Source organism: Kitasatospora sp. NPDC101447, assembly GCF_044767225.1.
Lineage (GTDB): Bacteria > Actinomycetota > Actinomycetes > Streptomycetales > Streptomycetaceae > Kitasatospora.
The window spans coordinates 139,755-162,628 of record NZ_JBIWNL010000017.1; the positions used below are offsets into that span (position 1 = coordinate 139,755).

The window sequence follows — 22,874 nt, forward strand, 5'->3', positions numbered from 1 at the left end:
GCGGATCCCACACCTCCCAAGGACGTGCACACATGCGGCAGGAATCGGTCATCGACGGCATCGGCCACACCCCGGCGGTGCGGCTGCGGGTGGACGCCCCGGAGGGCGTCGAGGTCTTCGCCAAACTGGAGATGCAGAACCTCTTCGCGATGAAGGACCGGGTGGCCCGGCAGGTGATCCTCGAAGCCCGGCGCACCGGCGCGCTCGCCGAGGGCGGGCCGATCGTGGAGAGCTCCTCGGGCACGATGGCGCTCGGGGTGGCCCTGGTCGGCACCTACCTCGGCCACCCCGTGCACATCGTCACGGACCCGCGCATCGACCCCGTCACCCTGGCCAAGCTGCGCACGCTGGGCTGCGAGGTCCACGTCGTGTCGGCGATGACCGGTCAGGGCTGGCAGAGCGCCCGGCTGGAGCGGCTGGCCGAGCTGATGGCCGGTCTGCCCGGCGCGTTCTGGCCGCAGCAGTACAGCAACCCGCAGAACCCGGCGGCGTACCGCGGCCTGGCCGACGAACTGGTCGCCGACCTGGGCCCGGTGGACGTCGTGGTCGGGGCGGTGGGCAGCGGAGGCTCGCTCTGCGGGACGTCCAGGGCGCTGCTGGAGCGCCTGCCGGACGTCTCGGTGGTGGGCGTGGACTGCGTGGGCAGCGTGCTCTTCGGCCAGCCGGACCGCCCGACCCGCAGGCAGAGCGGACTCGGCAACAGCCTCATCCCGGAGAACATCGACTACCGGCTCCTCGACGAGGTGCACTGGCTGTCCGACGACGAGGCCTTCGACGCCACCCGCCGGCTCGCCCGGGAGCAGAAGATCTTCGGCGGGAACACCTCCGGCTCGGTCTACCGGATCCTCACCCACCTCGCGGCCCGCGCCGAGCCGGGCACCCGGCTGGTCGGGATCATGCCGGACCGCGGGGACCGGTACGTGGACACCGTCTACGCCGACGGCGCCGAGCTCGGCACCGTCTCCACCGCCCCGGAGGAGGTGGAGTACGGCGCCACCGTCTCCGGCTGGTCGTTCGCCCGGATACCCCGCCGGGACCGGAAGCTGCTGCTGTTCATCGAGTCCAACACCACCGGCACCGGGATGATCGCGCTGCGGACGGCCGTCCGGCTGGCCCTGGAACCGGTGCTGTTCACCAAGGACGCGGCCCGCTACCCGGAACTGCCCGGCACCGGCTGCCGGGTCGTGGTCTGCGACACCGACGACGAGGCCGCGCTGACCGGGGCCGTCGCCGCGGTGAGCGCCGGACGCCGGGTGGCGGGCGTCACGACGACCAGCGAGTTCTACCTGGAGCACACCGCGCGGGCGGCCGCGGCCCTGGGCACGCCCGGCAACCCGGTGGAGGCGATGACCCGCTGCCGCAACAAGGCGCTGACCCGCACGGCGCTGCACGAGGCCGGGGTGACCCAGCCCGGCTTCGCGATCGTCACGGACCCGGACCGGGACCGGGTCGCGGCCGCCGTCGCCGCGGTGGGGCTGCCCTGCGTGGTCAAGCCGGTCGGGGAGTCCGGCTCGCAGTCCGTGCTGTGGTGCGAGGACGCCGCGACCGCCGTCGCGCACGCCGTCGACCTGCTCGCCGTCACCCACAACGTGCGCGGCCAGCGGACCCCGGGCGCGGTGCTGGTCGAACAGTACGTGGACGGGCCCGAGTTCAGCGCCGAGATGTTCGGCGTGGACGGCGAGGCCCGGTGCGTCGGCGTCACCCAGCGCACCGTCAGCCCGCTGCCGCACTTCGTCGAGACCGGCCACCTCTTCCCCGCCGACATCGACGACGCGCTGGCCGAGCGGATCGCCGACACGGCCCGGCAGGCGCTGAAGGCCGTCGGCTTCGAACGTGGCCCGGCGCACGTCGAGCTCAGGCTGACCGCCGACGGCCCGGCCGTCATCGAGATCAACGGACGGCTGGCCGGCGGCATGATCCCGGAACTGATCCGCCCGGCCACCGGGATCGACCTGCTGGAACAGCAGATCCGCGCCGCCGCCGGCCTGCCGCTGAACCTGTCGCCCGACCACGCACGCCGGGCCGGCCTGCGGTTCCTGACCGCGCCGCGGCCGGGCCGGCTGACCGGCGTGGACGGGGTCCGGCAGGCCGAGCGGGTGCCGGGCGTGGAGCGCGTCCTGGTGAGCGGGACGCCGGGGCGCGAGGTCCGGCCGCCGCGGAGCGCCTACGACCGGCTGGGCCACGTCATCGCCGTCGGGTCGTCGCCGCAGGACGTCGGACGGGCGCTGGCCGAGGCGACCGGGCTGATCGAGGTCGGCGTCGAGGAGGGGTGACGGGCGGCCCGGGAGGTGTGACGGGCCGCGCGAGAGGCGTGCCGCCGAGGCGGAGACGGGGACGTGGAGGTGTGACGGGCCGACGGAATGCGGCGGTTCGTCACACCTCGCTCGGGGCCGGACGGTCGCCGGGGCGGTCGTGGAGGTCGGCGGCGACCCGGGCGAGCACGGCGTCCCTCTCCTCCCGCAGGAAGAAGTGGTCCCCGGGATGGACCTGGAGCGCGAAGGACGCCGAGGTGTGGTCGGCCCAGCCCGTGGTCAGCTCCGCCGGGACGATCCGGTCGTCCCGGCCGGCGAACGCCGTGATGGGGCAGGAGACCCGGCTCCGCGGCGACGCGTGCCACTGTTCCAGCAGGGTCAGGTCGGCCCGGATCACCGGCAGCATGATCTCCATCAGTTCGGCGTTGGCGAGGATCTCGGGAGGCGTGCCGCCCATCGCGGACAGCTCCGCCGTGAGCGCGGCGTCCGGCAGGCCGTGCAGCGGCTTCGGCTCGGGGGCCGAGGCCGGCAGGGCCCCGGACACGAACAGCCGGGCCGGCGGCGTCGCCCCGGGCCGCCGCTCCAGCTCCTCGGCCACCGCGTACGCGATCTTCGCGCCCATGCTGTGACCGAGGATCGCGAAGGGCCCGCTCTCCTGCCGGAGGACCTCCTCGCACAGCGCGTCCACCATGGCGGCCATGCCGCTCACCAGGGGATCGCGCAACCTGGTCCCGTGGCCCGGCAGTTCGACCGGGACGACCTCGACCGCGAGGTGCCGGGCCGCCTCCGTCCACGGGCGGAAGAAGTGCGCCGCCCCGCCGGCGAAGGGGAGGCAGTAGACGCGGGGCAGGCCCGTCGTCCCCTTGGTCCACGGCAGCCAACGGGCACCGTGGTCCTGGTTCTGTCGCAGCATCAGATGACACCGTTCTGGTGGGCGAACACGGCGGCCTGCAGACGGTCCCTGAGGCCGAGCTTCCTGAGCAGCTGGGAGACGTGGAACTTGACCGTCGACTGCACGATGCAGAGCCGCTTGGAGATCTCGGCGTTGGACATCCCGTTCGCCAGGAGCGCCAGGATCTCGCGTTCGCGGAAGGTGAGGAGGTTGAGACCGAGCGCGGGGAACAGCGCGGGCTGTTTGTCGCGGACCCAGCCCAGGAGCAGGGCCGCGATGTCGGGCGAGAGGAAGGAGTGGCCGGTGGCCATGGCTCTGATCGCCTGGGGGAAGTCCTCCACCAGGGTGTTCCGGGTGACGATCCCGGTCGCTCCCGCCAGGATGGACTCCAGGACGGCGTCGTCCTCGGCCGGTGCCATCAGCAGCGTACGGGGGGCCTCCCGGCTCGGCCCCAGGAGTTCGCGGACGAGATCGATCCCCGTCATGTCCGCGAGTTCGAAGTCGGCGACGACGACGGCGGGGTTCAGCTCCCGGGCCAGCGCGCTGGCGGTGCTCCCGTCCGCGGTCTCGCCGACCACCCGGATGTCCGGCTCGGCCACGAGGGCCGAGGAGAGTCCGCTGCGCATCAGCGGCTGGCCCGCACAAATCAGGATCGGTATTTCCATCGGTCTGTGACATCCCCCTTCTCCGGAGTGGTCCTCCCAGCACGCCCGGTACCCGCCGGTCCTGGCGTCGCCGCAGGGCGGGTCGCCGGCCGGCCGGACCTGTCCGACCCCCGTCGGGAGTGCTGAGCGGATTCGGACTGGATCGGCGATCAGCCCCTGTTGGGCCCGGCGGGCCCGACGGCGTCGACCCCGAGGGCGATGGCCAGCAACTGGGTGCGGCTGCTGGCCCCGCTCTTGGCCCGCATGTTGCGGATGTGGGTCTCGACGGTGTGGTGGCTCAGGTGCAGCAGGTGGGCGATCACCCGGGAGGTGCGGCCCTGTGCGAGGTGAACGAGGATCTCCCTCTCCCGCGTTGTGAACAAAGGGCTCAGCCTCCCCAGGAGGTGTCGTTGCAGCGGGTACTGGCCGGGCAGATGACGGTGGCGGACGGGGCGGGCCCGGCACGGTGGGTGGCAGCGGTCGCACCGTCGCGGTGGGCGTGCCCCGGGACGGCGGCCGAGGCGGTCGGCGTCAGCCAGGCGGCGGCCGCGCCGAGCAGCGCCACGGTGGTGAGGATGGTGCGCTTCATGGGGATCTCCCGGGGTCGTTTGCATTCGCCCCATGGGGTGACGGGGCCATGGCTCCACTCTGGCGGGCACCGAAGATCGTCGACATGCTTGGAACCGTTCATCAACTTGCCTGGCAGCAAAGGGGTGTGGGGGTAAATATGGACAATTGCGATCGCGATGTGACAGAGCGTCGGGAGCGTCGGAGCGAAGCAGGCCCGGGGCGCGAACCCGACCTCTCCGTCTACGCATGGTTCGCGGAGAACCGGTACACCGGCGCCCACGATGCGGCGGTCGTGGCCCGGGCGACCGGACTGTCCCCGTCCGACGTGTCGGCGGCGGTCGGGCGGCTGCTCGACGCGGGACTGCTGGCGCCGGCCGGCGCCCGGCAGGAAGGCCTGCGGGTGGTGTCCCCCGACTCGGCCTTCTTCCGGCGCGCCGCGCCCGTCGAGGCGGAGATACGCCGGCGCCAGGACGACATCGCCCGGATGCGCAGCCGGTTCGACGAGTTCGCCCCGCTCTTCCCGGACAGCCGGGAGTCCGGCGCGGGCATCGAGGTGATCCCCACCCTGGCGGAGGTGCGCTTCCTGCTCAACCGGCTGGGCGAGCAGTGCACCACCGAGGTGGTCTCCTGCCAGCCCGGCGGCGGTGCCCGGCTCCCCGAGGCGATGTCCGAGGCGCTGGTGCGCGACCGGGCGATGCTGGAGCGCGGCGTGCGCATCCGCACCCTCTACCACCACACCGCCCGCTTCAACGGCCCCAGCCAGGCCTACGTCGCCGCCGCTTCCGACCTGGGCGCCGAGTACCGCACCACGCACGAACTGGCCGGTCGGCTCATCATCATGGACCGCGAGACCGCCTTCCTCCCGGCGGCGGGCCCGGAGCTGGGAGCGGCGGTCGTCCGCGACCCGTCGACCGTCGCCTACCTCTACGAGATGTTCGAACTCACCTGGGGCCAGGCCACCCCGTTCCAGGAGTCGACCGGACGCGAGATGGAGGCCGTCGCCCGGGAACTGCACTCCACGATCCTGCGCCTGCTCGCCGACGGCCTGAAGGACGAGGCGATCGCCCGTCGGCTGGGCATGTCGCTGCGCACCGCGCGCCGTCACATCGCCGAGATCCTGGAGCAGCTCGGTGCGGACAGCCGCTTCCAGGCGGGCGTCGCCGCCAGTCGGGCGGGCCTGCTGGATACCTGAAAATCGTGATGCCGCGCGACACGCCGATGCACCATTCTTGACACTCCGACATCACTGTGGTGGACGGCACCGTCGAAGGAGACGACACGTGAACTGGGAACGTCTGAGCGAGCGCCCCGGGACGGATCCCTACCTCCAGGAGCTGGCGCTCTTCCTGGACGCCCACTTCGCCCGCACCTTCGGCCTGCTCTGGCCCGAGAACGACCCCGTCGTGCCCCGAGGCGCCGGCGGACCTCCGGACACGGCACTGGCCGGGTACGTCGCGGCCGGCCTCACGAGCCTCCTGGGCTGGAAGGTCGAGCACGCCACCGGCGCGCGACCACCCTCCGGCCACGTCCTGGTGATCCAGTCCGCCGGATCGAGCCGCTGGACGCTCCGGTCGCCGGGCACCCCCGCCGCCGAAGTCCCCACGCTGACCGGCGAGGCCCTGTACGTCCCGCCCGGCTACCGCTCCAGTGCCGTGCACAGCGACGACGCGAGGCACGTCTTCCTCGTGGTCACCGCTCCGGGGGAGTAGCCGCCGGCGCCGGCTGCCGTGCCGCCGACTGTCCTGCCGCCGGACGACGGGCCGGGCAGGACCGGGTCCGTCCGGGCCCGGGCGGTGCGGGCCCCGGGCGGTGCGGGCCCTGGCCGGTGCGGGTTCCCGGTCCGCGAGGGCTCCCGGCTCGTGGGGCGCCCGGTCAGGGAGGGATCGAGGCGGCGGCGGATCACCCGGACGGGCCGCCGCGGCGGCGGGTGGCGGCCGGGCGGGGGGAGGGTGAGGGGAGTGGACGGTGCGGGGAGGAGTGCCGAGGAGGCGTCGATGGCCGGCAGTACCGCCAGGAGCTCCGAGGCGCACCGGCGGCCCTGGTGGGCACGCGCCGCCCACGCGGTGTGGGCCTACGTCCGGCGCGCGCCGGGCACCTACATCTGGCTGGCGATCCTGCTCGTCACCACGCAGGTGATCCGGCACGTCGACCCGATGACCGCCGACCGCATCCTGCAGCGGCGCTCGACCAACCTGCACCACCTGCAGGTCTCGCCGGTCCGGGTCCTGGTGACCAGCGCGCTGTGGATCGCGGGCGGCGGGTGGCTGTCCTACTTCCTGCTCTACAACCTCTTCCACGTGCCGGCCGAGCGCTGGCTCGGCACGCTGCGCTGGATCTCGGTGGCGGGGATCGCGCACGTCGGCGCGACCTACCTCAGCGAGGGCGTGCTCGGCTGGGCGATCCACCGCGGGCTCGCCCCGCCGAGGGCCGTCTACACCCTCGACTACGGCGTCAGCTACGCCCTCGCCGGCGTGGTCGCGGTGCTCACCTACCTGATCGTGCGGCCCTGGCGGTACCTGTACGCGGTCGGCGTGCTGGTCGTCTACGGCCTGGGCGTCGAGCAGAACCGGGACTACACCAGCATCGGCCACCTCAGCGCGGCGCTGATCGGATTCGCCTGCTACCCGCTGACCCGGGACCGCCCCGGCGCCTTCGACCCGGTCGCCTTCGTGCGCGCGGCCTGGCGACGGGTGCGCGGGCACTGATCGGAAGACTCCGCGCCGGTATGACGGTCAGTCAGTATTCGGTGAATGTCAACTGTCCGAAACCGTAGGAGCCTTACCGTCCTCTTACCGTACGCCCCTTCCCCCGGACGGATCGGCCGACCAGGCTGTCCCCCTGTTTCCGCCGAGTCGCGCGACCGCGCGACCGGCCGCAGGGGAGGACCGCAACCGTGCCCACCAGGCAACGACGACGGCTGCTGCTGAGCGCCGTCACGCTCACCGCGATCGGACTGACCACCACCCAGGCGCTCGCCGCGCCGCCCGCCCCCACGGACTCGCAGCCGTGGCAGGTCCGGCACCAGGCGGACATCGGCAAGCAGCACGTCCGCAAGGTGCGGAACGCCGCCGGCGCGACGACCGCAGCCCCGGCGGCCCCGGGCCTCAGCCCGCGGGCCGAGACGGAGGCCGGGGACGGCGGTGACGAGGCGGAGAACTCCGCCGAGGGCACCGCACAGTACACCGAGGCCCGCACCGCCCCGGGGGTGGTCGCGCCCGGCGCCTACGGTGCGGCCTGGGCCCAACTGCAGTCCATGCCGCACACCGGCGGCACCTGGGACCACGTCACCGACAAGCCGTACAACTCCGACGACCCGCGCTACCGCGACGTCAACTCCAACTCCAGCGGCGGAACCGGTCTGGTCACGGGCCGGATCACCGGCCTCGCGGCCGACAAGGACGGCTACGTCTACGCGGGCGGAGCCAACGGCGGGGTGTTCCGCTCCCGCACCGGCGGCGGTCACTGGGAGCCGATCGCCGACAAGCTGCCCACCCTGTCCACCGGGACCCTGAACCTCGACGAGGGCGGCCGGCTCTGGTACGCCACGGGCGAGTCCAACACCGGTGCGACCTCGTACGTCGGCACCGGTGTGTACGTGCTGGGCGATCCCAAGCACGGCGAGTTCCAGCCCGGCATGCGGGTGGGCGGCGCCGAGCTGGAGTCGACCATCATCCACGCGCTGCGCTTCGGCGGCGGCAAGGTGTGGGCGGCCACCAGCCGGGGCGTGTGGAGTCACTCGGCCACCACGCTGTCGGGCCCGTGGACGCTGGAGTTCGCGCCCAACCCGGAGTACCTGCCGGGAGGCGCCGAGGCCGGGGACCCGGCTGCGCCGTACAAGAACATCGCCAACGACATCGCGATCGACCCCAAGGACCCGTCCAAGGTGGTCCTGGCGGTGGGCTGGCGCGGCGGCGACACCTACAACGGCTTCTACAGCAAGGCCGCGGACGGCAGTTGGCAGCGTGTGGCCTCGCTCGGGGACCTGCCGACCGACGCCGCGAACGTCGGCAACGTGACCTTCGCGCGCTCGGCGGACGGCTCGCGCTACTACGCGATCGACCAGTCCCCGGCCGTCATGGCGAGCGACCCGGACACCGGCCTCAAGGGCATCTACGTCTCCAAGTCCGGTTCGCCGTCCGGACCGTGGATCCAGATCGCGGACAAGGACAAGCTGAAGAACTCCGGCTCCGCGCTGCAGGACGAGGGCTACCAGCCCGGCATCCAGGCCTGGTACAACCAGTCCCTCCAGGTCGACCCGGCGAACCCGGACCACGTCTACGCCGGTCTTGAGGAGGTCTTCGAGACCACCGACGGCGGCGCCAAGTGGGCCACCGTCGGGCCGTACTGGAACAACGGCTTCCCCTGCTGGAGCATCGACCCGGCGAAGCAGACCGGCGACTGCTCGCCGACCACCCACTCCGACCAGCACGCCGTCGCCTTCGGCGGCTACCAGGGCAAGGCCACCGTGTTCGTCGGCAACGACGGTGGCATCTACCGGCGTCCGGCCGCGGGGCAGTTGGACGCCTACGGCCACGCCAAGGACTGGACGCCGCTCAACGACGGCACCATCGACACCCTGCAGTACTACTCGGTCGGCGTCGGCAAGGACCCGGCGGACCGGTCGGGCAAGGGCGTGATCGTCACCGGCGGCCTGCAGGACAACGGCCAGTCGATCCTGCGCGCCCACGACAAGGTGATGGGATCCAACTTCGGCGGCGACGGCGCCGACACCCTCGTCGACCCGAACAACGGCTGCAACATGGCCGAGGAGTACGTCTACCTCGACATGTGGGTCACCCAGAACTGCGCGGTGAACGACGGCAGCTGGACGAAGGACCCGAGCAAGGCCACCTCCTACGAGGTCGCCCCGCCCGACAAGGACGCCGGCGCCGCGCGCTTCATCGCGCCGATCACCAGCGACCCGAAGGACGGCAACACCTGGATCGCCGGCGGCCAGCACGTCTGGGTGCAGCACAAGGGCTACGCGATCCGCAGCGGCAGCGAGTGGACCTCGGCCTACGACCTCGGTGCCGGGCACGTCGCCAGCGCCGTCGCGACCGTCGACGGCACGGTGTACGCGGGCTGGTGCGGCCCGTGCAACAACGTCGGCTTCAGCCGCGGCATCGCGGTGGGCAAGACCGACGGCACCGGCTGGCACCAGCTCGACCTGCCCGTCGGCGGCACCCTGCCCAACCGCTACATCTCCTCCTTCGCCGTGGACGAGAACGACGCCCGGCACGTCCTCGTCGCTTTCAACGGCTTCTCGCGCACCTGGACGGAGGGCCCCGGCGCGGGCATCGGCCACCTCTTCGAGACCCGCGACGGCGGCGCCACCTGGACCGACGTGTCCACCAACCTGCCCGACGTCCCGGCCACCTCGGTGAAGATCCTGCCGAACGGCGGCCTGGCCCTCGGCACCGACCTCGCCGCGTTCTACCGCGCCCCCGGCACCACCGACTGGCGCGTCCTCGGCCGCAACCTCCCCACCACCTCGGTGCAGCAGCTGAAGATCGGTCCGGACGGCAAGCTCTACGCCGCCACCTTCGGCCGTGGCATCTGGTCCTTCGACCCGCGCCGCCTCGGCCACGGCCGCTACGACGAGACGGACGACTGATCGGCTGACCCGGTGACCGGTCGAGCGGCCGGCCTCCGCCCCGGTCCCCGCCGCCGCCTCGGTCGCTGCCCGGTCCGCTCCGCACGAGTGGGCCGGGCAGCGGCGTCACCGCGCGTGGGGAGGCGGCGGTTGTCGCGGGTGCGGGAGGCGCGGGAGGCGCAGGAGGCGCGACGGGCCGGTGGGCGGACCCTCGCGGAACCGTCCACCGGCCGGGTGGGTGGTGGGACGGTCTACGGCCCGACGCGCTGGGCCACGCAGAGGATGTTGCCCTCGCTGTCCTTGAACCAGGCGGCGCGCATGCCCTCGCCCTCGGCGACGCCGTTGACGGTCTTCAGGCCGGGGAAGTCGTACTCCTCGAAGGTGATGCCGCGGTCGCGGAGGCCGGCCATCTCGCCGTCGAGGTCGGCGACCTTGAAGCTGGCGAGCGTGTGGGCCGCCTGCCCACCGCTCGGCGTGTGGTAGACGGTGAACTGGGTACCGCCGGAGTCGCAGGCGAACTCCTCCTCACTCTCATCGGTGAGCTTGAGGCCGAGGGTGTCGGTGTAGAAGGCCTTGGCGCGGGCGAGATCGGTGGCGGGGATGACTGCTTGCAGCGGTGCGTCTCCAAGCATGGTGTATCGCCTCCTCCCTGCTATCAGGCTAGGGAATCCGGAGCCGGGCCGCCCGGTGGGCGAGGAGGCGCTGCAGGGGGTAGGCGCGGGGTCGCCGGGAGTCATCGGCGCGGGGTGAGCGTGCGGGCGGCCGACGGGCGTCGATCATGTCGAGGCGCTGAAGGCACACGATTCAGTTGTCAAGGAGCGGTGCGCAGGCCGAGACCGAGCCGGGCTGCCTCCGGGCACGGGGCCCGGCACGGCTTCCGGTCGTATGCCGCTGATCATGTCGGGCCTCCTTCCTGAACATGCTGGTCGTATGCGGTTGTTCGTACGCTTTCACGCAGCGTGGTCGGTTCGCAACCGATTTATGACCTGCGCCGGGGCCACTCGTGCGGCACGCGCTCCAGGACGCCCGTGCCGAACAGCTCGTACAGCCCATCCACCGTGACGAGACCGGCGTGCTCTGGCAGATCGTCCTGCCCGGCGACGAACCGGTCGTGATGGTCGAGGTGGTCAACTCCACCCCCGAGCCGGACGGCACCCACCGCACCTACTGGCCCCGCGTCCCCCCGAGCACCCGCACCGCCCGCGCCGGGGTCGCCTGGACCTTCGGCATACCCGAGACCGCCTACCACCCGCAGCGCGAGACCTGACCGGGCCCGCTTCCCGGCCCCGGAGCAGGCCGCCGAGCTGCGCGTGTTGACCCTCACCCCACGTCAGGCCGCATGGTGGGGCCGCAGCGAACGCACGGATGCACGGACGGTACGGGAGGACGCATGAGCTGGTCGGTGGGACAGGTCTCCGGATTCGCCGGGGTCACCATTCGGACCCTGCACTACTACGACCGCTCCGGGCTGCTGTCGCCCAGCGAACGCAGCCCGGCCGGCTACCGGCTCTACAACGGCGCCGACCTCGCCAGGCTGCAGCAGATCCTCTTCTACCGGGAACTCGGCTTCCCGCTCGACGAGATCGGCGACATCCTGGCGGACCCGCAGGCCAACGCCCTGGACCACCTGCTGGCCCGGCGACAGGCCCTCACCGAGCAGATCACCCGGCTGCAGAAACTGGTCGACGTCGCCGAGCGGGCCATCGAGGTCCGGCGCACCGGGGTCGAACTCGGCCCGGAGGAACGCTTCGAGGTCTTCGGCGACGTCGTCTTCGACCTCAGCTACGCCGCCGACGCCCACCTCAAGTGGGGCGAACGGGAGAGCCACCGGGAAGCCCTGGCCCGCGCCGCCACCCACTCGAAGGAGGACTGGCGGCAACTGATGACGGAGGCCGCCGAGTGGCGCGGCCGGCTGCTGGCCGCCTTCGACGACGGTCTGCCGGCCGACCACGGGGTGGTGCTGGACCTCGCCGAGGAACACCGGCGGTACATCACCCGGTGGTTCACGCCCTGCCCGCCCGAGATGCACTGCCGGATCGCCGACGACTACGAGGCGGACGCCCGCGCCTTCGCACTCGTCGTACCGGCGGCCGAGCAACGCCCGGGACTGGCGGGCTACCTCCGCACGGCCATCGGCCGCAACGCCGAACGGCACAGCGCGAACGCCCCCGGGACGGCGAGCTCGCCGAACGAGCCCGGGACGACGAACTCGGTGAACGCCCCTGCGACGACGAACTCGGTGAACGCCCCCGCGACCGCGACCGACCCGGAGGTGACGCGATGAGGATCCTCGTGATGGCGGCCGGCTCGCACGGTGACGTCGCGCCGTACACCGGACTCGGGGCGCACCTGCGCGGCGAGGGGCACCACGTCGCGCTCGCCGCGCCGGAGACCTTCCGCAAGTCGGTGGTCGACAGCGGCCTGGACTTCCGCCCGCTCCCGGTCGACCCGCGCGGCGCGCCCGCCGGTCCCCGGGGCCACCGCTCCGAACTGCTCGCGCGAGCGGCCGCGTTCATCGACCGGCTCGGTGACGGGCTCGCCGACGCGGCTGCGCCCGGTGCCGACCTGCTGCTGCTCAGCACCACCACCGCACCGCTGGGCTGGCACCTCGCCGAGGCGATGGACGTACCGAGCCTCGGCGTCTACCTCCAACCCGCGCTGCCGACGCGGGAGTTCCCGCCGGTCGTCGGCGGAGGCCGCTCGCTGGGCGGGTGGGGCAACCGGGCCGCGGGCGCGCTCGGCCAGCGGGTCGTCGACCGCCTGCACGCCGGGGCCGCACGCCGGCTGCGGGAGCGGTTGGGCCTCCCGGCGGTCTCCCAGGGCGCCCGGCGACGGGCCGTGGAACGGGTGAACTGGCCGGTGCTGCACGGGTTCTGTCCCACGCTCGTGCCCCGCCCGGCCGACTGGCGGAAGGGGTTGCAGGTGGTCGGCAACTGGTGGCCGCACGTCGCAGCGGACTACCGGCTCCCGCCCGAGGTCGAGGACTTCCTCCGGGCGGGTCCGCCGCCGGTGTTCATCGGGTTCGGCAGCATGGCGGCGGGGCAGGGCGAGCGGCTGGGCGCGCTCGCGGTGGACGCGCTGCGGCGGGCGGGAGTCCGGGGAGTCCTGCAGGCGGGCTGGGCCGGAACAGCCGGGGAAGGGGACGACGTGCTGAGCGTCGGCGAGATGCCGCACGCCCACCTCTTCCCCCGCATGGCCGCCGTCGTGCACCACGCCGGAGCCGGTACCGCAGCCGCGGCCCTCCGCGCCGGGGTCCCGAGCGTTCCTGTCCCGGTGATGGCGGACCAGCCGTTCTGGGCCGAGCGGCTCGTCCGGGTCGGCGCCGCCTCCGCGCCGGTCCGATTCGCCGATCTGACCGCCGACGGGCTGGCGGAGGCCATACGCCGGGCCGTCGAGGAGCGGACCCTGCGGACCCGGGCCGAGGCGGCGGCTCGTGCGATGGCGCGGGAGGACGGTTCCGCGCGGGTCGGGGAGGTGGTGGCGACGTGGAGGTCGTAGCGACCCGAGCCGCGGCGGCGCCGAGGGAAGGGGAGAGGGGGAGCCAACGGAACGGTGAGCCTCAGCCCCGAGCGGTGGCGGCGTCCCGTGCCACCACAGATGACGCGTTGGAAGCCGTCCGGCTGGCCGGGCTCAGGCCGATGCGCAACGCCGGGAACGGTTCTGCGCCACGGGGTGCGGGCACGAGTGGCACCACCTGGTGGCTCGTCGTCCCGGCGGGGCGCGACCCGCGGTGTGAGCCGGCAGCGGCGTTGCCCGGCGGGGATGCCGGGTGACGCTCAGGCCTCCGGGCAATGCTCAGGGCCTCCGGGCGATGAGGACGGGCTGGAAGAACCCGGTGTCGGCGGGCTCCTTCCAGATGGCCCCGGTGAAGCCGGCCTCCGTGGCGAAGCCGCTCGACTGCGTCCGGGTGAGGGCCCAGTAGGTGGCGCGGCGGACGTCGACCCGCCACTGCGCGGTGTCGTCGCGCAGCAGCTGGAACAGCTCCAGGTCGTACCGCTCGCCGTCCTCGTGCCACTGCCAGAGCTGGAAGACGACGGACCTCCGCCCCTCCCGCTCGGCGGTCTGCGTGGGAGTGGAGGACGGGCGGCTGCGGCGCAGTTCGTCGTACGGTCGGGTGGTGAGCAGGAGCAGGCCGCCCGGACGCAGAACACGGCGCATCTCGCCGAGCGCCGCCAGGACGTCCTCGGGGGTGAGCAGGTGGGGCAGCGCGTTGTCGGCGCAGACGACGACGTCGAAGCGGCCCTCCGGGAAGGGGAGTTGCCGCATGTCGGCGGCCGCGGTGGGAAGGTCGAGCCCACGCCGGGCGGCCTCGGCGGCGGCGCGGCCGGCGGCCACCGGGCTGAGGTCCGTGCCGGTGACCCGGTACCCGAGCCCGGCGAGCCCGATCGCCTGGGTGCCGATGCCGCAGGCGCAGTCCAGCACCTCGGTGGCGCGGACGCCGAGGCGGTCCCGGATCAGAGCGTCCAGCGCGGCGCCCTGGCGGGCCACGGAGGCGTCCCAGTCGGCGTACAGGAGGTCGTAGTCGGCCGCGAAGCCGTCGTAGAAACGCCCGATGGGAGAGCTGGTCATGCCACCATCGTTGCGGAGGAAAGCCGGTGCGGGACACCGGTTTTCGACGGCGCCACGGCCAGGGCGAGAAGGGGGACCGGATGGATCCGGGGCAGCAGCGGACGACCGCGCAGCGAGCCGGGCCGCGAGCCGGGCTACGAGCCGAACCAGCACCCGAACCGGAACCCCGCCCGGAACCCTACCCGGAACCCGAACCGGGAGCGTGTCCCGCACCGGCCCCGGAGGAGCAGCCGGTCGAACTGCCCGAGGGTTCCTGGTGGGACTGGGACGTCTTCTCCTGGCGCCCGGGTGAGCTGCGCCTGGCCGCCGGGTACGACCTGTCCTACCACCACGGCCTGGAACTGGTCTTCGCCGATCCGCTGTACGTCCGCTGCCCGGCGGACTTCCACGACCCGGTGTTCCGCGTTCCCACGCCCGAGGAGCGGCAGGCGGTCGAGCGGCAGTGCGGCGAGCCCCCGGGTGTGCTGGTGGCCTTCGAGGCGGACGGCGGAGGCTCGGAGCCGGTGACCGGGCTGATCGCCGCCGGGAGCCTGCAGATGCGGGTTGAGCTGGTACTTCGGCACGCGCCCGGCGCGGAATCCGGTGGCCCGCCGGGGCACACGCCGGGATGATGCGTGCATGCGCACCTTCGAAGAGCTGATCGCCGAGGCCGAGGCCGTGTCCGTGGACGGCTGGGACTTCTCCTGGCTGGACGGCCGGGCCACCGAGGAACGCCCCTCGTGGGGCTACCAGCGGCTGCTGTCCGAGCGGCTGGGCGCGGTGACGGCTGCGCTGGACATCCAGACCGGTGGCGGCGAGGTGCTGGCCGGTGCCCTGCGGCTCGCCGAGCCGAAGGGTTGGCTCCCGCCCGTCCTCGCCGCGACCGAGTCCTGGCCGCCGAACGTCGCTCGCGCCACGCGACTCCTGCACCCGCTGGGCGCGGTGGTGGTCGCGGACCAGGACGAGCCTCCGCTGCCCTTCGCCGACGAGGCCTTCGACCTGGTCACCAGCCGCCACCCGGTACGGGCCTGGTGGACGGAGATCGCCCGGGTGCTGCGGCCCGGCGGCAGCTACTTCGCCCAGCACGTGGGCCCGGCGTCCGTCTTCGAGCTGGTCGAGTACTTCCTCGGGCCGCAGCCGGAGGCGCGGGAGGGCCGCCGCCCCGAGGCCGAGAGCGAGGAGGCCCGCGCCGCCGGGCTGGACGTGGTCGATCTGCGCTCCGAGCGGCTGCGGATGGAGTTCCGCGACATCGGTGCGGTGGTGTACTTCCTGCGCAAGGTGATCTGGATGGTGCCCGGTTTCACCGTGGCCGGCCATCTCGACCGGCTGCGCGAACTGGACGCCCAGATCAGGGCCGAGGGCCCGTTCGTGGCTCACTCGGCGCGCTTCCTGATAGAGGCGCGCAAGTAGATCGACCGATCCGGTGTCCGCATCGTACAGATATGGAAGGGTTGAGGAAAGCCCGGAAGGTCCGGCTGGCCGTCCCTGCTGAGAGCACCGTTTGATCCAGAGCGGCCCGACATCGCTCTGAACTGGACGGATGCCCTGTGTAGTCGTGCGTCGAGAGCTCTTCGACAGGTGCCGAGCGGTCGACTCCGTTCGGCACGGCGGGCCTCATGGGCCTCCAGTCGGGGGTTACTCGCATGGGGGCGTCGAGAGTGGTCGAGTCTCACGTCTGTGCTCGTTCGACAGGGTTTGCTCGTACCTATGCTGACCTTTTGCTGACCTCACCTGATGCCTCATCAGGTATATGTCGCGGCCACAATGATGCGCCTGACGGCAGTGACCGCCCCTCGCACCCCGCGAGGGGGCCTGGCCCCGCCGTCGTGCCGGCCAGTCTCACCCCTGCCATCGCGCATGTGACCGAACTGCCCGTTGGCTGCAGGCGTACTCACGTCCGACTTCCCCCATCGGCGACTACATCGTGCGAGGCGTCGACTCCGCGGCACGGCCACGGCGAGGTCGCACCTGCGCCGCGCGGCGCTCATCGGGGACCACCCGTCCTTGGCGGAATCGGTCCAGTGCTGATGCCCCATCGAAGCGATCATACAAAGATCGACTGTCAACGAAGTCGTTCGATATCCACCCTGCTCCGCCCGTTCCGGCTGAGCGCCGCCCTGCAGCGCGCCGCCGGGGCAGCCCCGCGTCAGAGGTGCGGATGACGCGCCGTGTCGAAGCCTGCGCCGCGACCGTGAGCATCGTGCTCGGTTCCTTGACGGTGTGCTGACCCCGGTGACGGGACGCGCGCTGGGTGGCCATGTGCCGGCCGCTGGGCCAACGGGGCGAACCCGCGTGGCCGGTTACCGGGACCGGAGCGACTGCTCGCATAGCCTTTCGCCCTGCTACCGCCTCGGTGGCGCCGGCTCGGGGACGAGGACAGGGGCGCAGGGTGAGTTCGTCGGGTGCGGCTGCGTCGACGCGGCGGACGAGGTTCCGGGCATGGCTGCTGGAGGGCCTGTCCGACATGGCCAAGCAGTACCCCGGGCCGCACGCGGAGGCGCCGGTCGAGCACAAGGGCCAGCGGTGGTGGCGGGTGATGTGCCTGACCGGCCTGGACTACTTCTCCACGCTCGGCTACCAGCCCGGCATCGCGGCGCTCGCCGCCGGGCTGCTGTCCCCGGTGGCGACCATCGTGCTGGTGATCGTCACGCTGCTGGGTGCGCTGCCGGTCTACCGGCGGGTCGCGAAGGAGAGCCCGCACGGCGAGGGCTCGATCGCGATGCTGGAGCGGCTGCTGTCGTTCTGGCAGGGCAAGTTGTTCGTCCTGGCTCTGCTCGGGTTCGCGGCGACGGACTTCATGATCACCATCACCCTGTCGGCGGCCGACGCGACCGCGCACCTGGTGGAGAACCCGCACCTGACCAGCGCCCTGTCCGGCAAGCAGGTCCTGATCACCCTGCTGCTGGTCGCCCTGCTCGGCGGCGTCTTCCTGAAGGGGTTCAGCGAGGCGATCGGCCTGGCGGTGTTCCTGGTCGCGGTGTACCTCGCGCTCAACGTGGTCGTCGTGGTGAACGGGCTCTGGCACGTGCTGGAGTCGCCGAACCTGGTCACCGACTGGACGGACGCGCTGACCGCCGAGCACGGAAACGTGATCGCGATGATCGGCGTCGCGCTGGTGGTCTTCCCGAAGCTGGCGCTGGGCCTGTCCGGCTTCGAGACCGGCGTCGCCGTGATGCCGCACATCGAGGGCGACCCGGAGGACACCGAGGAGAAGCCCACCGGCCGGATCCGGGGCGCCCGCAAGCTGCTGACCACCGCCGCGCTGATCATGAGCTGTTTCCTGATCACGACGAGCTTCATCACCACGCTGCTCATCCCCAAAGCGGCGTTCGAGCCAGGCGGGCCGGCCAACGGCCGGGCACTCGCCTACCTCGCGCACGAGAACCTCGGGAACACCTTCGGCACCGTCTACGACATCTCGACCATCGCGATCCTCTGGTTCGCCGGGGCGTCGGCGATGGCCGGGATGCTGAACCTGCTGCCCCGCTACCTCCCGCGGTACGGCATGGCCCCGGACTGGGCGCGGGCGGTGCGTCCGATGGTGATCGTGCTGACGCTGATCGCCTTCCTCGTGACCTGGCTCTTCGACGCGAGCGTGGACGCCCAGGGCGGCGCGTACGCGACCGGGGTGCTGGTGCTGATCAGCTCCGCCGCGATCGCCGTCACCATCGCCGCCCACAAGGCCGGGCAGCGCCGTTGGCGCGCCGGCTTCGCGGTCATCGCGGCGGTGTTCCTCTACACCACGGGCGTGAACATCGCCGAACGCCCGGACGGCGTCAAGATCGGCGCCTGCTTCATCGGCGGGATCATTCTGGTCTCCTTCCTGTCCAGGCTGCGGCGGGCGTTCGAACTGCGGGTCACCGACGTGGTGCTGGACGAGGCCGCCGAGCGGTTCGTCCGCGACTACACCCACCGGACGATGCGGCTGATCGCCAACGAGCCGAACACCCGCGGCCTGGCGGAGTACCAGGAGAAGAAGCGGGAGGTCCGGGCGCACCACGACATCCCGGCGGACATCGACCTGGTCTTCGTCGAGGTGACCGTCCGGGACCCGTCCGAGTTCGAGTCGGTGCTGGACGTGCACGGCGAGGTCCTGCACGACCGCTACCGGGTGCTGACGCTGGAGAGCTCCAGTGTCCCCAATGCGCTGGCGGCCCTGTTGCTGACCGTCCGGGACCGTACCGGGCAGCTCCCGCACATCTACTTCGAGTGGACCGAGGGCGGTCCGGTCGGTCACTTCCTGCGCTTCTTCCTGTTCGGGCAGGGCGAGGTCGCCCCGGTCACCCGCGAGGTGCTGCGCGAGGCCGAGCCGGACCGCTCCCGGCGCCCGCGCGTCCACGTCGGGTAGGGCGGAGCATGGACGTGGAAGCGGAGAGAGGCGGCGGGACGGCGGTGGCCGGGAAACTGCGGGTGTTCCTGGGAGCGGCGCCGGGGGTGGGGAAGACGTACGCCATGCTCCGAGAGGGCCGGCGGCTGCGCGGCGCGGGGGTGGACGTGGTGGTCGGCCTGGTCGAGACGTACGGGCGGCACGGGACGGCGGGGCAGTTGAGGGACCTACCGGTGCTGCCCCGGCGGCCGGTGCCGTACCGGGGTGTGGAGTTGACGGAGCTCGACCTGGACGCCTTGCTGGCGCGTCGCCCGGCGCTCGCGCTGGTGGACGAGCTCGCCCACACCAACGTGCCCGGAGGGCGGAACGAGAAGCGCTGGCAGGACGTGCGGGAGCTGCTGGACGCCGGGATCGACGTGGCGACGACGCTCAACATCCAGCACCTGGAGAGCCTCAACGACGTCGTCGAGCAGATCACCGGCGTCGCCCAGCGCGAGACGATCCCGGACGACGTGGTCCGGGCCGCCGACCGGATCGAGCTGGTCGACCTCAGCCCGCAGGCGCTGCGCACGCGGATGGCGCAGGGGGAGGTCTACGCGCCGGACCGGATCGACGTCGCCCTGGACCACTACTTCCGGGCCGGCAACCTCGGCGCGTTGCGCGAGCTGGCGCTGCTCTGGCTCGCGGACCGGGTGGAGGAGGAGCTCGCCGACTACCGGGCCCGGCACGGCATTCGGGCGCCCTGGGAGACCAAGGAACGGATCATGGTCGCGTTGAACGGGGCCCCGCAGGGCGAGCACCTGATCCGCCGGGGAGCGCGCACCGCGACCCGGGTGCACGGGGACCTGATCGGCGTGCACGTGCGCCTGGACGACGGCACGGCCGAGCGTGAGCCGCCGGACCTGGCGCCGCAGCGGGAACTGCTCCGGGAACTGCGCGGCACTTACGTGGAGGTGAGCGGCGGCGACGTGGCCCGGACGCTGGTGGACTTCGCCCGGTCGGAGAGCGCCACCCAGCTCCTGCTCGGCCCCACCGGCCGCAGCAGGCTGCGCGAGCTGGTCTCCGGCTCGGTGATCAACCGGGTGATCCGGCTGGCCGGCCCGATCGACGTACGCGTACTGCCACCGCCCGAGCCCGGGCTGCTGACGGTGCCGTCCGAGCCCCGCAGGCGCCGCCCGGCGCTGGTCCCGGTCCGGCGGCGTCGGCTGGCGTGGTTGCTCGGGCCGGCCGGGGCGGTCGCGCTGACCTGGGCGCTGTCGCCGTTGCGCGACTCGCTCGGCCTGTCCGGTGTGCTGCTCTGCCAGCTGCTGGTGGTGGCGGGGACGGCCCGGCTCGGCGGGCTGCTGCCGGCGGCCGGCAGCACGGCGGCCGGGGCACTGGCGGCGGACTACTTCTTCACCACGCCGTGGCACAGCCTGACGGTCGAACGGGGCGCGGACGTCGCGGCGCTGCTGGTGTACCTCGCGGTGGCCGGGGTGATCTCCCATCTGATCGACGGTCTGACGCGGCGCTCGCAACAGGCGGACCGGGCACGCGCGGAGGCAGCCGTTCTCACCCGGCTGGCCGGGGAGACGGTGGAATCCGGGCCGCGGGTGCTGCCCGATCTGGTCGCGGAGCTGCGGCAGGTGTTCGGCTTGGACGGCGCCGCCGTGCTGGTCCGCGCGGGTGAGGCGGTCTGGGAACCGGCGGCCTCGGCCGGTGCGGAGGTACCGTCGGGGCCCGACGAGGCGTCGTTCTCCGTCGACCTGGGCGACGGCGCGGTACTGGTCCTGCGCGGCGCACCGCTCACCGAGGAGGACACCCGGCTGCTCGGGCCGTACGTCACCCAACTGAAGCTGGCCCGTGAACGGGCGCGGCTGGCGGCGCAGGCGTCGGCGGCGGAGGTACTCGCGCACACCGACGCACTGCACACCGCGCTGCTCGAAGCGGTCGGGCAGGACCTGCGGGCGCCTCTGGCTGCGGTGCGCCGGGCGGCGGGGCACGTGCCGGGCCCGGCCGGACAGCGGATCGGCGTTGAGGCGGAGCGGATGGAACGGCTGGTCGCCAGTCTGCTGGACCTGAGCCGGCTGCGGGCCGGGGTGATGCCGGTGGTGCTGCGGCCGACGGCGGTGGCCGAGGTGGTGCGAGCCGCTGCCGACGGCGTGCCAGGCGTCCGTGTCGACCTGGAGCCGGGTCTGCCGCCCGTGCTCGCCGATCCCGGGCTCCTGGAGCGGGCGTTCGCTGACCTCCTGGCGCTGGGGGCAGCAGGAGACCCGGTGGTGGTCGACGCGGGTGTGGTGGCCGGGCGGGTGGACGTTCGGGTGACCATCCACGGTGGACAGGCCGCCTCCGACGTGGGCACGGCGTCGACGGTGGTACAGGGCTTCGTGGAGGCGATGAACGGCGAACTGGCCGTCGAGGAGACGCCCGGTGGTGGCACCTCCTATGTCATCAGCCTGGCGCGTGCGGTGACCTGATGCCGCGCTGCCGGGCCGGGGGCGAGCGGGGCGTCAAGATCGCGTCCAGATTCCGGGCCGCAGCGTCAGGATGCCGTCAAGGCTGCGTGGTGGGAACACCGGCGGGAGGTTGGCTGGCGTCGATCGATTTCGTGGTGAAGGGGCAGGCCTGACTGTGCGCATGTACTCCGCCCGCCCCGGGGGCCGTCGCTACCACCCGGTCCTCGACCGTCTGCCGGTTGCGGTGTCCGGCACCGTGGCGTTGGTCGCCGGTGGCGCGCTCGCGCTCGGCCTCGGCTGGCTGGGTGAACTCCATGCCGGCTGGTTCCCGTACATCGCGTACACCGGGCTGGCCGGGCTGGCCGGCGCTTTCTCCAGGCCGCTGGCCGCGCCGTTGGTGGGCATGGCCGCCTGGGTGTGCTGCAACGCCTTCGCGGAGCACCGCCACGCGGAGCTCGGCTGGTCCGGGCCGGGGCTTGAGGGCGGGCACTTCATCCTCTTCACCGCCGCGGCGCTGGTGCTGTCGCTGCCTGCCGCCCTGCCGCGCCGGGCGATCCGGGTCGATCGTCTTCCGGTCGGCGGAGGGTCCGGGCACCGTCTCGGCTGATGGCGTCGCCTCCGGCATCGTTCCGGAGGCGGCCGCCGATGCCGCTTCCCCGACAGCTCACTGACGCCCTGCCAGACATGCGTTCGTCAGTGAGTGACGGCTGGACCGGCCCAGTACACCACCTCCTGTCGCACCGGCCGGAAGCCCGCCGCTGCGGCGAGGGCCCGGCTGGCGTGGTTGCTCTGCGGTGCCGACCAGGTCGGGATGAGGCCCTGGGCGCGGGCGGCGGAGGTGGCGGCACGGACGCAGGCGAGTGCGAGGTCGAGCCGTTGGAACGTCGGGTCGGTCGCCACGGCGATGTCCAGGTGGTTCCGTCCGGCGAGGTAGCCACAGGCCAGCGAGGCCAGGTACGGCCCGAGGAACGCACCCCAGGCGAAGCCGCTCACGACGAGCGCGCGATGACCGCCCCAGGTCTCGGCGACCCAGTGGGGGAGCCCCGGGCGGTTTGCGGAGGAGGCGCGGCGGGCGAACCGGTCGAGGTGGGTTTCGTCGGCGGCGTGCAGCGGGCGTACCCAGGCCGCGGTGTTGCGGGATACCGGTCGAGGCCGTTCCGTGTGGACGTGCAGCACGCGGATCCACGGCGTGATGTGGCTGAACGTGCGTCCCAACAGGGGAAGGAAGCGGTCCGGGGCGTGGAACTGTCCGCGTCCGAAGCGGGCGAGGACGTCCGGGTCCAGACGGTCGGGGTCTCCGTGCAACATCCGTTCCGGCCCGCAGTGCACCAGTAGTGCCCGGACGGTGTCGGGGTCGTCCGCCCACCAGCCGCCGTAGGCACTCCGTTCGAGGTGGGCGGGCAGGACACTCGCGCCGGGCCGCTCGGGGGTGAACCAGTCGGTGATGGGTGGAACGGTGACGGACATGGGTCCAGTACGACAGACCGCAGCCGACGGGTGTCGGCTCGTTGACGAAAGCCTGGCAGCGACAGGGCTCTTGCTGACGGAACCTTGGCGATCTCGCTCGTGCGGCTGGTCACCGCCGTGCTGTTCGAGGTGCGCGGCGAATGGAT

General features: G+C 72.7%; 19 protein-coding genes and 1 pseudogene. 13 read left to right on the forward strand and 7 right to left on the reverse strand.

The features are described from left to right. Nucleotides 1-32: 32 nt before the first annotated feature. On the forward strand, nt 33-2,273 hold the full coding sequence (locus ACIRST_RS24205; protein ID WP_402804256.1) for a pyridoxal-phosphate dependent enzyme: 2,241 nt from the start codon (nt 33-35) through the stop codon (nt 2,271-2,273). A 100-nt stretch (nt 2,274-2,373) separates the two neighbouring features. Here the strand turns inward: ACIRST_RS24205 and ACIRST_RS24210 are convergent, their stop codons facing one another. The 4 genes from ACIRST_RS24210 to ACIRST_RS24225 all read right to left on the reverse strand — a co-directional run bounded on the left by ACIRST_RS24210 (nt 2,374) and on the right by ACIRST_RS24225 (nt 4,377). Beyond that, on the reverse strand, nt 2,374-3,165 hold the full coding sequence (locus ACIRST_RS24210) for a thioesterase II family protein (protein ID WP_402804258.1): 792 nt from the start codon (nt 3,163-3,165) through the stop codon (nt 2,374-2,376). Continuing rightward, complete coding sequence (locus ACIRST_RS24215) at nt 3,165-3,809, reverse strand: response regulator transcription factor (protein ID WP_350522706.1); 645 nt, start codon at nt 3,807-3,809, stop codon at nt 3,165-3,167. Before ACIRST_RS24215 ends, ACIRST_RS24210 begins: the two co-directional genes overlap by 1 nt. Nucleotides 3,810-3,958: 149 nt before the next feature. Then, nucleotides 3,959-4,171: a helix-turn-helix transcriptional regulator gene (locus ACIRST_RS24220; protein ID WP_350522705.1), complete on the reverse strand. Its 213-nt coding sequence runs from the start codon at nt 4,169-4,171 to the stop codon at nt 3,959-3,961. A 5-nt stretch (nt 4,172-4,176) separates the two neighbouring features. Then, nucleotides 4,177-4,377: a hypothetical protein gene (locus ACIRST_RS24225; protein WP_350522704.1), complete on the reverse strand. Its 201-nt coding sequence runs from the start codon at nt 4,375-4,377 to the stop codon at nt 4,177-4,179. Between the two features lie 159 nt (nt 4,378-4,536). Here ACIRST_RS24225 and ACIRST_RS24230 point away from each other — a divergent pair, with 159 nt between their 5' ends. The 4 genes from ACIRST_RS24230 (at nt 4,537) to ACIRST_RS24245 (ending at nt 9,972) form a co-directional block, all read left to right on the forward strand. After that, nucleotides 4,537-5,550 (forward strand): LuxR C-terminal-related transcriptional regulator, encoded by a 1,014-nt coding sequence (locus ACIRST_RS24230; protein ID WP_350522703.1) that lies wholly within the window; start codon nt 4,537-4,539, stop codon nt 5,548-5,550. 88 nt (nt 5,551-5,638) lie between these two features. Next, nucleotides 5,639-6,067, forward strand: coding sequence for a hypothetical protein (locus tag ACIRST_RS24235; RefSeq protein WP_402804260.1), 429 nt, complete (start codon nt 5,639-5,641; stop codon nt 6,065-6,067). 285 nt (nt 6,068-6,352) lie between these two features. Then, nucleotides 6,353-7,063: a rhomboid-like protein gene (locus tag ACIRST_RS24240; RefSeq protein ID WP_402804261.1), complete on the forward strand. Its 711-nt coding sequence runs from the start codon at nt 6,353-6,355 to the stop codon at nt 7,061-7,063. Nucleotides 7,064-7,251: 188 nt separating this feature from the next. Then, nucleotides 7,252-9,972, forward strand: a complete 2,721-nt coding sequence (locus ACIRST_RS24245; RefSeq protein ID WP_402804262.1) for a glycosyl hydrolase — start codon at nt 7,252-7,254, stop codon at nt 9,970-9,972. A 230-nt stretch (nt 9,973-10,202) separates the two neighbouring features. Here the strand turns inward: ACIRST_RS24245 and ACIRST_RS24250 are convergent, their stop codons facing one another. Next, the gene (locus ACIRST_RS24250; RefSeq protein ID WP_350522699.1) at nt 10,203-10,583 is read right to left on the reverse strand and encodes a VOC family protein; all 381 of its coding nucleotides are present in this window, start codon (nt 10,581-10,583) and stop codon (nt 10,203-10,205) included. Nucleotides 10,584-10,996: 413 nt separating this feature from the next. Between ACIRST_RS24250 and ACIRST_RS24255 the strand changes: the two are divergent. The 3 genes and pseudogenes from ACIRST_RS24255 to ACIRST_RS24265 form a co-directional block, all read left to right on the forward strand. Next, nucleotides 10,997-11,218, forward strand: a pseudogene (locus tag ACIRST_RS24255) (DUF6745 domain-containing protein); the annotation flags it as partial. 123 nt (nt 11,219-11,341) lie between these two features. Next, nucleotides 11,342-12,235: a MerR family transcriptional regulator gene (locus ACIRST_RS24260; protein ID WP_402804264.1), complete on the forward strand. Its 894-nt coding sequence runs from the start codon at nt 11,342-11,344 to the stop codon at nt 12,233-12,235. Continuing rightward, a complete protein-coding gene (locus ACIRST_RS24265) occupies nt 12,232-13,449 on the forward strand; it encodes a glycosyltransferase (protein WP_402804265.1) in 1,218 nt (405 codons plus the stop codon). The genes ACIRST_RS24260 and ACIRST_RS24265 overlap by 4 nt, the downstream gene beginning before the upstream one ends. Nucleotides 13,450-13,746: 297 nt before the next feature. Here the strand turns inward: ACIRST_RS24265 and ACIRST_RS24270 are convergent, their stop codons facing one another. Next, on the reverse strand, nt 13,747-14,520 hold the full coding sequence (locus ACIRST_RS24270; RefSeq protein WP_402804267.1) for a class I SAM-dependent methyltransferase: 774 nt from the start codon (nt 14,518-14,520) through the stop codon (nt 13,747-13,749). 80 nt (nt 14,521-14,600) lie between these two features. On the opposite strand from ACIRST_RS24270, the gene ACIRST_RS24275 reads away from it, so the two are divergent. The 5 genes from ACIRST_RS24275 (at nt 14,601) to ACIRST_RS24295 (ending at nt 21,868) form a co-directional block, all read left to right on the forward strand. Next, a complete protein-coding gene (locus ACIRST_RS24275) occupies nt 14,601-15,131 on the forward strand; it encodes a hypothetical protein (protein ID WP_402804269.1) in 531 nt (176 codons plus the stop codon). A 7-nt stretch (nt 15,132-15,138) separates the two neighbouring features. After that, complete coding sequence (locus ACIRST_RS24280) at nt 15,139-15,909, forward strand: class I SAM-dependent methyltransferase (protein ID WP_402804271.1); 771 nt, start codon at nt 15,139-15,141, stop codon at nt 15,907-15,909. A 1,054-nt stretch (nt 15,910-16,963) separates the two neighbouring features. Next, nucleotides 16,964-18,847, forward strand: coding sequence for an amino acid transporter (locus ACIRST_RS24285; RefSeq protein WP_402804273.1), 1,884 nt, complete (start codon nt 16,964-16,966; stop codon nt 18,845-18,847). A 14-nt stretch (nt 18,848-18,861) separates the two neighbouring features. Continuing rightward, complete coding sequence (locus ACIRST_RS24290) at nt 18,862-21,282, forward strand: DUF4118 domain-containing protein (protein ID WP_402804275.1); 2,421 nt, start codon at nt 18,862-18,864, stop codon at nt 21,280-21,282. A gap of 154 nt (nt 21,283-21,436) precedes the next feature. Next, nucleotides 21,437-21,868 carry a hypothetical protein gene (locus tag ACIRST_RS24295; RefSeq protein WP_402804277.1) on the forward strand — a complete coding sequence of 144 codons (432 nt, stop codon included), beginning with the start codon at nt 21,437-21,439 and terminating at the stop codon, nt 21,866-21,868. An 86-nt stretch (nt 21,869-21,954) separates the two neighbouring features. Here ACIRST_RS24295 and ACIRST_RS24300 read toward each other — a convergent pair whose 3' ends face one another. Next, a complete protein-coding gene (locus ACIRST_RS24300; protein ID WP_402804279.1) occupies nt 21,955-22,728 on the reverse strand; it encodes a GNAT family N-acetyltransferase in 774 nt (257 codons plus the stop codon). Nucleotides 22,729-22,874 lie beyond the last annotated feature (146 nt).

Bases quoted from the DNA above. Each gene is read 5' to 3' on its own strand.
- ACIRST_RS24210 (WP_402804258.1), bottom strand. From the start codon at position 3,165: ATGCTGCGACAGAACCAGGACCACGGTGCCCGTTGGCTGCCGTGGACC.
- ACIRST_RS24240 (WP_402804261.1), top strand. From the start codon at position 6,353: ATGGCCGGCAGTACCGCCAGGAGCTCCGAGGCGCACCGGCGGCCCTGG.
- ACIRST_RS24285 (WP_402804273.1), top strand. From the start codon at position 16,964: ATGGCCAAGCAGTACCCCGGGCCGCACGCGGAGGCGCCGGTCGAGCAC.
- ACIRST_RS24265 (WP_402804265.1), top strand. From the start codon at position 12,232: ATGAGGATCCTCGTGATGGCGGCCGGCTCGCACGGTGACGTCGCGCCG.
- ACIRST_RS24260 (WP_402804264.1), top strand. From the start codon at position 11,342: ATGAGCTGGTCGGTGGGACAGGTCTCCGGATTCGCCGGGGTCACCATT.
- ACIRST_RS24250 (WP_350522699.1), bottom strand. From the start codon at position 10,583: ATGCTTGGAGACGCACCGCTGCAAGCAGTCATCCCCGCCACCGATCTC.
- ACIRST_RS24225 (WP_350522704.1), bottom strand. From the start codon at position 4,377: ATGAAGCGCACCATCCTCACCACCGTGGCGCTGCTCGGCGCGGCCGCC.
- ACIRST_RS24205 (WP_402804256.1), top strand. From the start codon at position 33: ATGCGGCAGGAATCGGTCATCGACGGCATCGGCCACACCCCGGCGGTG.
- ACIRST_RS24215 (WP_350522706.1), bottom strand. From the start codon at position 3,809: ATGGAAATACCGATCCTGATTTGTGCGGGCCAGCCGCTGATGCGCAGC.
- ACIRST_RS24270 (WP_402804267.1), bottom strand. From the start codon at position 14,520: ATGACCAGCTCTCCCATCGGGCGTTTCTACGACGGCTTCGCGGCCGAC.
- ACIRST_RS24300 (WP_402804279.1), bottom strand. From the start codon at position 22,728: ATGTCCGTCACCGTTCCACCCATCACCGACTGGTTCACCCCCGAGCGG.
- ACIRST_RS24275 (WP_402804269.1), top strand. From the start codon at position 14,601: ATGGATCCGGGGCAGCAGCGGACGACCGCGCAGCGAGCCGGGCCGCGA.
- ACIRST_RS24280 (WP_402804271.1), top strand. From the start codon at position 15,139: ATGCGCACCTTCGAAGAGCTGATCGCCGAGGCCGAGGCCGTGTCCGTG.